Genomic DNA, 10,550 nt, shown 5'->3' with positions numbered 1-10,550 from the left:
AATTTAAAACAGCTGAAAAAACCAAATGAATAAAATTAAGAACATAGGTGTATTAACATCTGGAGGCGATGCTCCCGGAATGAATGCTGCCATTAGGGCAGTAGTTAGGGCGGCAATTTACTACGATTTAGAAGTAACGGGAATTTTAAGAGGCTACGAAGGACTGATCAATGGAGATTTTATCCAAATGGATAGAAAATCTGTGGCCAATATCATTCAACGTGGAGGAACTATTTTAAAAACGGCAAGGAGTGATGCCTTTCGCACCGTCGAGGGTCGGCTGGAGGCATATGAACAATTGAAGAAGCATAATATCGATGCACTCATTGTAATTGGGGGAGACGGAACCTTTACAGGGGGTAATCTGTTTACAAAAGAATTTAATTTCCCAGTGGTGGGCTTGCCGGGAACCATAGATAATGATCTGGAAGGAACTGACTTTACGATCGGATATGACACTGCGATTAACACTGTTATCAACGCTGTTGATAAGATACGGGACACAGCTGAATCTCACGACAGGTTGTTTATTGTCGAAGTGATGGGCAGAGATTCCGGTCTTATTGCTTTGAGGAGCGGAATAGGCGTTGGTGCAGAAGCAATAATGATTCCCGAGGCAAACATGGGGGTAGAAGGTCTGGTGACCAGGCTGGAGACCGGACGTAAAGATAAAGCATCTAAGATAATCATTGTTGCTGAGGGGGATGAAGTAGGCGGGGCCTTTAATGTAGGCGAGATTTTGAAAAAGAAATTTCCATCATACGACATCAGAGTATCGGTTTTGGGGCATATCCAGCGCGGCGGAAAGCCAAGCTGCATGGATCGGGTTCTTGCAAGCAGGTTAGGCGTGGCAGCTGTTGAAGGATTGCTGCACGGTCAATCGGGAGAAATGGTCGGTCTGAAAAACAGAGAAATCCTGTTCACTCCGTTTGATCATGCAATTAAGCATATAGATGCGAAGGAAATAAGTCCGGCCTGGTTAAAACTAGTAGAGATTTTGTCATTATAATTAAAAGACCAGATATAGAATGCCCCAAAAATCGTCTGACATTTGGGGCATTTTTAATTATTCAATAATTACCGCTGTGCCTGTTGCGGCTACCATAAGCATACTTCCTCCGCTTCCGACGGTCTCATAATCCAGATCAACGCCAATAATGGCATTGGCGCCCATGGCGGCGGCGTATTGCTGCATCTCATTAATTGCGGTATTTTTTCCTTCCCGCAGGACTTGTTCATAAGAGCCTGACCGTCCGCCCACGATATCACGTATGCCTGCGAAAAGATCTTTAAAAATATTGGCGCCAATAATGGTTTCGCCACTTACCAGGCCAATGTACTTAACTACTTTTTTGCCTTCGACTGTATTGGTTGTTGTAATTAACATCTTATATAAATTTTAATACTTTGATGTTAATTCGCAATGAATGTTACAATAGTTTGTCCAATACTTCCTGCCAATTATTGACACGTTCATAGTCGGTAAGCAGCAGATTATGAGGTGACGTGAACAAGAGTTTCCGGCCGTTAAAGCCAACGAAATTCTTTGCCCTGTCGTCAATCATCACATCAACATCAACGATTTTGTCTCCGCAAAACATAATGTTTCTCCAGGTGATGAAAGGGAAGTGCTCCGCCAGCCAGTCGTATTTGTCTACAAGTGAGTTGCGGAATTCCATAGCAGCAGATACGATATAAACATCGTATTTCTCCTGGAGTTTCTTTACTGCTTCAATACTTCCATCCAGGGGCTTCAGATCACGAAAAAATCCTTCTTCATTAATGTAATCAAACCATTTATCCTTTGCGTGTTCGGGAACATGCTGATAAATTTCATTTCCAGGCTCAAGAATAAGGTCAAGAGGTACACCATAATCACGGTTGTAAAGCTGTATAAATTTATATATTGGATCGGCTAACACTTCATCCATGTCTATCGCTATTCTCATCATATTTTATTTTAAAGGGCAATTGCTCTGTCTAAAGGTGTTGTCCTGGTTTTGATGGCGCAAATATCCCCATTTAAGAATATAATTGAGCAAAATGAAGATAAAATTATTGCATCTTGTTAATCATTAGTATTTTACTTACTTTTGCAACCCCGCAAGCACGAAGCTCCGGGAACTATGTTGAATACATAAATATAAAAGAGAATGGCAACTAAAATCAGATTGCAAAGATTCGGTAAAAAAGGCAAGCCTTTTTTCCACGTAGTGGTAGCGGATTCCCGTTCACCAAGAGATGGTAAATTTATTGAGCGTTTAGGTTCTTATAACCCAAATACCAATCCTGCTACCATCGACCTTAATTTTGATAAAACTTTAGACTGGGTAAACAAAGGTGCTGAGCCTACGGATACCTGTCGCGCTATCCTTTCTTACAAAGGTGTTTTGTACAAAAAACACTTAGAAGGCGGTGTTAAAAAAGGTGCTTTAACCGCAGAACAGGCAGAAGTTAAATTTGCAGAGTGGCTGAGTGCTAAAGGTGAAAAAATTGAAGGCAAAAAAGAAAGCTTAACTAAATCTAAAGATGATGTTAAGAAAGCTGCTTTAGCTGCTGAGGCTAAGAAAAATGCTGATCGTGCTGCTGCACTTGCAATTAAAAATGCACCGGTAGAAGAAGTTGTAGCTGAAGAAGAAGTTGCAGTTGAAGAAACTGCAGCTGTAGAAGAGGCTCCTGTAGCTGAGGCTGCGACTGAAGAAACTGTGGCTGTGGAAGAAGCCCCTGTAGCTGAAGCTGCAACCGAAGAAGCTCCTGCTGCTGAAGAAACGGCAACAGAAGAAAGCAAAGAAGACAACGCATAGTAACTTTATTGTGCCGTAGAATAGCGAAGGATCTTTCATAGAAATGCTCCTTCGCTATTTTCTTTTTAAGTCATGGGTAATAGACAATGCAATTAGCCGGGCTTATTTTAAATCTAAAGCAAAAAGCAGTGAAAATAGAAGAAGCATTTTATATCGGATACATTACAAAAACCAAGGGTTTAAAGGGGGAGATACAATTGTTTTTTGAATACGACGCTCCCGAACTGTTAGAGCTGGATGTGATTTTTGCTGACCACAACGGAAAGATGGTTCCGTTCTTTGTCTCGTCATATAAGCTCCATTCCAATAACACAGGAAATCTTTATCTTGAAGATGTAGACCATATTGATAAAGCCCAGGCTTTGCTAAAGAAAAAAATATACCTCCCTTTGTCTAAAATGCCCGACCGGTCAGACGAAGATTTCCACTACAACGATTTGAAAGGGTTTGTCGTTATTGATGAAACCCACGGAAAATTGGGTGAGATCATTGAAGTTAACGAGTACCCCCAGCAATTTGTCGCCACGATTTCTCATAAAAAGACAGAGATATTATTTCCGCTGAACGACGATATGATTATCGAGATAGATGAAGATGAAAGAACGCTGACTGTAGATCTTCCCGATGGACTGTTAGACATTTACATCAACCCTTAAATCCTTATCTTTGCAATATGCGTTTTGACATTATAACTGTGTTACCAGACCTTTTGGATAGTCCCTTTGCTCACTCTATATTACTCAGAGCACAGAAAAAGGGCATTGCTGAGATCTTTGTTCATAATTTGAGAGATTATGCCGCCAACAAACAGAAAAGTGTAGATGATTACCCCTACGGAGGAGGCAGCGGCATGGTCATGTCAATTGAGCCATTTGCAAAATGTATCGCAGAATTAAAGTCGGAACGGGAATATGACGAAATCATATTTATGAGCCCGGACGGAAAAACCTTTAATCAAACCATCGCCAATGAACTTTCCGGCAAGAAAAACATAATGATCCTTTGCGGTCATTATAAGGGCATAGACCAAAGGATAAGAGATCTGTTTGTGACGAGAGAAATTTCAATCGGGGACTATGTTCTGTCTGGAGGAGAGTTGCCTGCCGCGGTTATTGTGGACGCAATCATAAGACTGATTCCCGGAGTGCTTAACGACGAAACGTCTGCGTTATCAGATAGCTTCCAGGGAGACCTTCTGGATGCCCCGGTCTATACACGTCCTGCAGACTGGAACGGACATAAGGTGCCGGATGTTCTGTTAAGTGGACATGAAGCCAAAATTAATGAGTGGAGACACGAACAAGCCCTGATCCGGACTCAGGATCGCCGCCCCGATCTGCTGAATGATTAAGCCTCCTTATTTAAAAGAGAAATGATCATTTCTTTATCTTTGAGCTGATCCTTTAAAGCAGCCAGCATCTCTTTGCAATTCTTTAAGTTACCTTTTAAATCTCCATAATTTTCTTTGGTTTCTGCCAAAACAGATCCTCCGTTATGATAGTCTGCATAAACGGTTTCTGTTTGGAAAAAAACAGCAGGTGAGACCTCCAGCGTCTTTGCCATTTCTATAATGTCATTATACTTTATCGAGCCTTTTACAAGGCTGAGTTTGAGTCCGTCGAAGGTTTTTCCCATTTCGTCGGCAAGCCAGCTCATGGGCCTGCTTTTTTCTTTAAGAATTCCGTCGACAATATTTTTTAAATGCATAAAAAAATTAGGTTGTAATTTGATTTTCCATAAAAAATTAAGTAATTTTGCACTAAAATATTATGGTGTTGCCCATATTTATTTTATAAAAGTAAGTATAATTTAATATTTAAAATTAAACAGGAATGAAGAAAAAGACAATTAAAGATGGAGATCTGAGGAAATACAAGATCAACGATTGTTTATTAAAGATGAACATGAATGAACACAGAGAGGCAGTGAGGTGGATTCCAAGACAGATCGGGATTTCGCTTAATACCTTTCACAATTATCGGAATATCCTTATAAACGACCGGCAGGATATTCCCCATGAAAAGGTTCTGAGATTCGAAATATTTTTCGAGCTTAAAGTGGGTGAATTGTTAAATAAGATCATCAAAGGAAGCTCGTTTAAAGAGCTTTCGGCGAAAGAACCAAAAAGAAGAATCAGATAAAAATAACTTATTCTATCCTAATCAATTTAATTACATGAAAAAGCAAAGAAAATATAAAATAGACGAGGAAATGAATAAATTGAACTTGCCAGAATATAAAGCGGCATTAAAAATTATTCCTGAAGAACTGGGTATCTCGTTTAATACTTTTCACAATTACAGAAAGATAAATATTGGAGATAAGGCAGACATTCCTTATTTATTAGTGAGAAAATTAGAAAAGCAGTTTAAATTAAGAGAAGGGGGACTTGTCAATTTTCCAATCGAATCCAAAAGCTTAGACGTACTGATAAGAGAGTCAAAAGCCAGACCCGGAGATGATCAGAAACCTTTAAATTGAATGCCGTCTCAACACACGGAATTTGTGGAAATAATAAAGAATGTGGAAAAAAATAAAATTCACTTTTTTTTATAAAATAAAATCCTTAATATTGCAGTCCGATTTTAAACAATAAAAAGTCGGCTTAATAGCTTAAAATCATGGATTTAGTAAAATTTGTTGAAGAGCAGGTAATCGCAAAAAATGAGTTTCCTGCATTCAAATCAGGAGATACAGTGAGTGTTCACTATAAAATTCGCGAAGGTAATAAAGAACGTATTCAGATTTACCAGGGAGTAGTGTTACAGCGCAATAGTGTTGGCGCTAATGAAACATTTACCGTTCGTAAAATGTCTAATGGTGTTGGTGTTGAACGTATCTTCCCGATCAATTCTCCAAACATCGCTAAAATTGAAGTAAACAGTCACGGTAAAGTGCGCAGATCAAAATTATTCTACCTGCGCGAGTTAACTGGTAAAGCAGCCCGTATCAAATCTAAAAGAGTCTAAATTATTAAACTCTAAACAATATTAACCTCCAGGGATTTAAACCCGGGAGGTTTTTTTGTGCATATTTTTCACAGGCGCTGTAGAACAGCAAACCACATTAAACAATTGACTCAGTCATATGGAAAATAACATTTTTGAACAAATATTTTGGGGCAATACAGTAAAACAATATTGCTTTTTAGCTGGGTTTATTTTATTAGGATTGATTTTCAAACGAATTGTATCCCGCTTGATGAGCCTGCTGCTTTTCACCGTTTTCAAAAAATTTGCACGGGATATCAACGACGATACATTTGTTTCCCTGCTTTTAAAACCAATCGAATCGTTCATTACATTTTGCACCTTTTATATTGCCATAAACCAACTGAAATACCCACTTGATGTCGTGGTATGGCACCGCCTGAAACCTAAGCTCAACATCACAATAGGAGATTTTATTGATAAAATATTTCTATTTTTGATTATTCTTTCTGTATTCTGGATCATTTTAAGGATAATCGATTTTATTGCACATGTTTTAAAATACAGAGCATCCTTAACCTCAAATAAGGCGGACGATCAGTTAATCCCATTTTTAAAGGAGCTGACCAAAACACTCATTTGCTTTATGGGTTTTTTCGTGCTTTTAGGATTTGTATTTGAAATTAATGTGCTCACACTGATTACAGGCCTTGGGATTGGCGGTATTGCAATTGCTCTGGCGGCCAAAGAAAGCTTAGAGAACCTGATTGGCTCTTTCACTATATTTTTAGATAAACCATTCACAGTAGGGGATGTCGTTAAAGTCGACGGCATCGAAGGTACCATTCAAAAGGTCGGCTTCAGGAGCACATGGCTAACCAGCCCAGACAAAACAACCATCGTAATACCAAACAGAGCGATGATTGATGGCGTGCTGGAAAATGTAACCCTAAGGGATTTCAGACGGGTAAATTTTCATATAGGACTTACCTATGAGACAAAGGCTGAAGACATAAGGAAAATACTGGGAGCCATTAATAATTATTTGACCAGCAATCCAAATACAAGAGACGGCTACGCAACTCTTGATAATTTTGGAGATTCAGGATTAAATGTCCAGGTGCTATACCTGGTCATAAACATGGAGCACAATGAGTATGTCACTGTAAAGGAAGAAATCAATTTTAAATTGATTGAAATCGTCGAACAGTATGGATCAAATTTTGCCTACCCGACACAACGGTCCATCACTGACAGCAAAAACGCCTCAGGTTAAGCCAGTTCAGCCAAAACGGTAATGCCTCCCTTTACTACCTGATTTAGCTCGAGGTTAACCTTAGTTCCCAATGGCAGGAATATGTCTACCCTTGATCCAAATTTAATGAAACCGAATTCTTTGCCCTGTTCAACAACATCACCCTCTTTAACGTACCATACAATCCTTCTGGCAAGAGCTCCAGCGATTTGCCGGAACAATACCGGGGTGCCATTTTTATGCTCAACAACTACAGTTGTGCGCTCGTTTTCGGTAGAGGATTTAGGATTCCAGGCAGCCAGATATTTTCCGGGATGATACTTGAAAAATTTAACAACCCCCGAAATAGGATTTCTGTTGATATGAACATTAACAGGTGACATAAATATAGATACCTGCAGCCTTTTGTCTTTAAAATATTCAGGCTCTTCTGTTTCCTCGATAACCACAACTTTTCCGTCTGCCGGACAGATCACCAGACGATCACCTGAAGTAAAAGAACGGCTTGGGTTCCTGAAAAACTGAAGGACAATGACAAATAGTGCAAGAGAGAATATGTAGACTAACCACCTTAACCATGCGATATCCGCGAATTTATAATCGATAAATGCATTTAATATAAAAATGAAAAGCAGGGATAATGCGATGGTGGTATAACCTTCTTTGTGTATGGTCATTGTTAGTTAAATATATGTTTTTGCAAAATTGAGAAAAAAATATTGCATTAAGGCTAAGGAACCGCAACAGTTTTGGACCTGTAAATATCTTTCAGGTTTCTGCCCAGGCCATCATAATCCAGGCCATACCCAACTACAAACTCATTTCCGATCTCAAAGCCAACATACTCCGGCTCCTCAATCCTGGTCTTCAAAGCGCCGGGCTTCAATAACAAGGTACAAACGGTTACTGAAGACGGCTTTTGTTTATGGATTTCTGTCAGAATGTAGTTCAGCGTAAGCCCGGTGTCCACTATATCTTCTACCACGATGACGTCACGATTGTGAAGATATTCAGGCAGACCAAAGATTTTTTTAACCTTTCCGGTGCTTTCCGTGCCGCTATAGGAAGAGACCTTTATAAATCCGATCTCACAAGAAACATGTATTTCCTTTAAGAGATCTGCCATAAAAATGAAACTACCGTCTAAAACACCTATAAAAACAGGGCAGCGCGACTCATAATCAACATCTATCTGAATGGCGATTAAGCGTGTCCTTTTGCTGATCTGATCATTTTCGAGCAGTATTTCAAACTCCTTCCCTGCTATTTGAATTTTATTCATTAGAATAGATTAAGGTTGTTCCTTTTTCTGCTTGTCCAGAGCCTCTTGTAATTCCTGCTCTCTCTTTCGCTGCTCTCTTCGTTCCTGTCTAAGTTCTTTGCGTGTCTTCTTCCTTACAGTATCAGATGTGATCGTTATTTTCGGTATAGTGTCTTTTTTTGGACCTCCGAAAAGCCTGTCAAAAAGAGTTTTGGACTCATCCTGTGTTTCGATCGCAGGCAGCGGGTCTTCCGAATCAAAGGAATTGGTATCTATCTCTGCGGAATCAGGCAGCAAATATTGCCTAAGACCCTCACGTAGATGTACGTTGTAAAATCCATATCCGGAACTGTCCGGAGGAGTAAGACCACGTCGTGCCATAATGTTTCCGATGTACCTGAAATAAGGATAAAGATAATCCTTAAGCCCGCCATCTCCTCTGAACTTATACAATGCAATCTTTGGCCGCGGAACAATATTGGCCAGGAAAATGCCCTCCCCGATATTCAGCTCAGCAGGAGTTTTTCCAAAATAATGTCTTGTGGCTTCTCCGATCCCATATACATTTTGGCCCATTTCGATAATATTGAAATAAACTTCAAGCATCCTATTTTTGCTGATGAGGTGATTATTTTCTATCAGCCAGACAATTAAGATTTCTTCCGCTTTACGGGCCAGTGTCTTTTGACGGCTTAAAAAAGCATTCTTTACGAGTTGCATGGATATCGTGCTGCCCCCTCTTACAAAGCGTTTCTCTTTAAAATTTACGGCAAAGGATTTACGGATAGACTCCTGAACAAATCCCTTGTGTGTAAAGAAAGAAGGATCTTCAGAAGTCAGAATTGCATTCTTAAAATTACTTGACACCTCCGATAAAGGGGTAAAATTTGGATTAGAAGGCCCGATCACAATGTTTCGCATAGGTTTTCCACGTTCATAGGGCGTGTAAATGAACTCTTTGTTGATTTTTTGCAAATTAGTTTTGCCCCATTTCAGGATCTTAAAATTAGTCGGCGTCAGGCCCGAATAAAACTTAACACTATCGGGCATGGCGCTATCCAGATAAAAAGAGAGGTCATACCTGATCTTACCACTAACCTTTAAGCCCTCCAGGGATTCAAACAGCCCTATCGGAAATGAATTCAATAATTGTTGGGCATCCTGTTCGGGAGCGAGCAGTTTCACTTCATAGATTTTATTAGGCGATAAGGTATACTTCAGGTACGGATGTACAGAGGCCTGCTTGAGGAACACAGTCGATGAGCTGTCGAGAGCCACGTAATTTGGTCCTATCAATACATCTGCATCTATTTTTGCATCCGGAATAACAATATCATTGGCGGCTATTTTGGGGTGGTTGATCAAAAGATTTTTTATCGACCAGGAACCCTCAATCTTAAAATCGTCACCGCTGTAACCGGCATTTTTCATCTGGGTCCTGACCGTATCGAAACTAAATTTTGTATTCAGTTTATGATTCAGATAAGGCAGTTCTACCGGCTTGTTGTCAGCAAACAGCATAATGTCGAGCTGCTTGCTTCCAGGGTTTAAAGTTCCGTTCAGGTGCCATGTTGCGGCATTATCGTTTACAATGATCACAGACTTCAACTCCCCGTCAACTATCGTTGCATCGCGGGTAAAAAACTTAATTCTTGCAGTATCATTGTCATTTACCGAAAGTATGAGGTTTTTCACTTCCATGTCGTCCGGAATCTTATAGAGCAGCTGATTTAAGAGGTTGTGTGCCAGATCCCCAAGATCTATTTTCGATTTTGACTCCCTGTTGTTCTTTTTTTTGCGTTTTAGTATGAAATCCAGGTTGCTCAGAGAATCTTTGAATACTACATTCACCGATCCTGTGTTCAAAATCACCTGTGACAATTTGACATCACCGAAAATCAAAGGCCATAGCTTGACACCGACCGTCATGTCGCTGATCGTTGTGAGCGTATCCCTGTCTTTAGGCACAACGGAAATATTTTTCATGTGTACCATACTCAAACCGGTAAATCCGGCCTCAGCAATTTTTACCTGAAGTCCAAAATCTTCATCTGCCTTTAAAATAGCTTTGGACATCATTTTTTTTAATAATGCTTCTCTTTTGCTGTAAGCAACCGTACCAAATATTACACAAAGCACAAAAAATATCCCTAAGGCCCATGCGCCAATCTTAATGTATTTTTTAGGGATGTTTATTTTTGGAAGATGCATGCTGTAAAATAGATATTAATTGCTAAAACGTTATATACAAATGTTTATTTCGCGCTAAAAATACATTTAAAAACCCTAATCTCAACCAA

13 protein-coding genes and 1 pseudogene are annotated in these 10,550 nt (G+C 39.6%); 8 read left to right on the top strand and 6 right to left on the bottom strand.

Going from position 1 to position 10,550, the window contains the following annotated elements:
- The first annotated feature begins 25 nt into the window (after positions 1-25).
- Entirely contained in the window at positions 26-1,009 is a 984-nt protein-coding gene (pfkA, locus tag QEP08_RS17335) for a 6-phosphofructokinase (RefSeq protein WP_285059860.1), read from the top strand.
- A 57-nt stretch (positions 1,010-1,066) separates the two neighbouring features.
- On the opposite strand, the gene QEP08_RS17330 is transcribed toward pfkA, so the two are convergent.
- Positions 1,067-1,387 carry a heavy metal-binding domain-containing protein gene (locus QEP08_RS17330; RefSeq protein ID WP_285059859.1) on the bottom strand — a complete coding sequence of 107 codons (321 nt, stop codon included), beginning with the start codon at positions 1,385-1,387 and terminating at the stop codon, positions 1,067-1,069.
- A gap of 43 nt (positions 1,388-1,430) precedes the next feature.
- Positions 1,431-1,952, bottom strand: coding sequence for a 5' nucleotidase, NT5C type (locus QEP08_RS17325; RefSeq protein WP_285059857.1), 522 nt, complete (start codon positions 1,950-1,952; stop codon positions 1,431-1,433).
- A 201-nt stretch (positions 1,953-2,153) separates the two neighbouring features.
- Here QEP08_RS17325 and QEP08_RS17320 point away from each other — a divergent pair.
- The 3 genes and pseudogenes from QEP08_RS17320 to trmD all read left to right on the top strand — a co-directional run.
- A pseudogene (locus QEP08_RS17320) lies at positions 2,154-2,699 on the top strand (30S ribosomal protein S16); the annotation flags it as partial.
- A 233-nt stretch (positions 2,700-2,932) separates the two neighbouring features.
- Positions 2,933-3,460 (top strand): ribosome maturation factor RimM, encoded by a 528-nt coding sequence (gene rimM, locus QEP08_RS17315; RefSeq protein WP_285059856.1) that lies wholly within the window; start codon positions 2,933-2,935, stop codon positions 3,458-3,460.
- Between the two features lie 17 nt (positions 3,461-3,477).
- On the top strand, positions 3,478-4,155 hold the full coding sequence (gene trmD / locus QEP08_RS17310) for a tRNA (guanosine(37)-N1)-methyltransferase TrmD (protein ID WP_285059855.1): 678 nt from the start codon (positions 3,478-3,480) through the stop codon (positions 4,153-4,155).
- On the opposite strand, the gene QEP08_RS17305 is transcribed toward trmD, so the two are convergent.
- Positions 4,152-4,511: a hypothetical protein gene (locus QEP08_RS17305; protein ID WP_285059854.1), complete on the bottom strand. Its 360-nt coding sequence runs from the start codon at positions 4,509-4,511 to the stop codon at positions 4,152-4,154. The genes trmD and QEP08_RS17305 overlap by 4 nt on opposite strands.
- 125 nt (positions 4,512-4,636) lie before the next feature.
- Here QEP08_RS17305 and QEP08_RS17300 point away from each other — a divergent pair, with 125 nt between their 5' ends.
- The 4 genes from QEP08_RS17300 (at position 4,637) to QEP08_RS17285 (ending at position 7,010) form a co-directional block, all read left to right on the top strand.
- Complete coding sequence (locus tag QEP08_RS17300) at positions 4,637-4,945, top strand: hypothetical protein (RefSeq protein WP_285059852.1); 309 nt, start codon at positions 4,637-4,639, stop codon at positions 4,943-4,945.
- 34 nt (positions 4,946-4,979) lie between these two features.
- On the top strand, positions 4,980-5,285 hold the full coding sequence (locus QEP08_RS17295) for a hypothetical protein (RefSeq protein ID WP_285059850.1): 306 nt from the start codon (positions 4,980-4,982) through the stop codon (positions 5,283-5,285).
- Between the two features lie 140 nt (positions 5,286-5,425).
- Positions 5,426-5,773, top strand: a complete 348-nt coding sequence (gene rplS, locus QEP08_RS17290; RefSeq protein ID WP_131593363.1) for a 50S ribosomal protein L19 — start codon at positions 5,426-5,428, stop codon at positions 5,771-5,773.
- Between the two features lie 118 nt (positions 5,774-5,891).
- Complete coding sequence (locus QEP08_RS17285; protein WP_285059849.1) at positions 5,892-7,010, top strand: mechanosensitive ion channel family protein; 1,119 nt, start codon at positions 5,892-5,894, stop codon at positions 7,008-7,010.
- On the opposite strand, the gene QEP08_RS17280 is transcribed toward QEP08_RS17285, so the two are convergent.
- Genes QEP08_RS17280 through QEP08_RS17270 form a run of 3 tightly spaced genes read right to left on the bottom strand, consistent with a single transcriptional unit; the run spans position 7,007 to position 10,461 of the window.
- Positions 7,007-7,666: a phosphatidylserine decarboxylase family protein gene (locus tag QEP08_RS17280; RefSeq protein WP_285059848.1), complete on the bottom strand. Its 660-nt coding sequence runs from the start codon at positions 7,664-7,666 to the stop codon at positions 7,007-7,009. The two genes, QEP08_RS17285 and QEP08_RS17280, sit on opposite strands and share 4 nt — an antisense overlap.
- A 53-nt stretch (positions 7,667-7,719) precedes the next feature.
- Positions 7,720-8,271: a hypoxanthine phosphoribosyltransferase gene (hpt, locus tag QEP08_RS17275; protein WP_285059847.1), complete on the bottom strand. Its 552-nt coding sequence runs from the start codon at positions 8,269-8,271 to the stop codon at positions 7,720-7,722.
- 9 nt (positions 8,272-8,280) lie between these two features.
- Positions 8,281-10,461, bottom strand: coding sequence for a transglycosylase domain-containing protein (locus QEP08_RS17270; protein WP_285059846.1), 2,181 nt, complete (start codon positions 10,459-10,461; stop codon positions 8,281-8,283).
- Positions 10,462-10,550: the final 89 nt, after the last annotated feature.

It is taken from the genome of Pedobacter ginsengisoli (assembly GCF_030244015.1).
In the GTDB taxonomy this organism is placed as follows: Bacteria; Bacteroidota; Bacteroidia; order Sphingobacteriales; family Sphingobacteriaceae; genus Pedobacter; species Pedobacter ginsengisoli.
The sequence above is the reverse complement of the archived record's forward strand: the minus strand, read 5'-3'. Positions and strand labels throughout refer to the sequence as shown.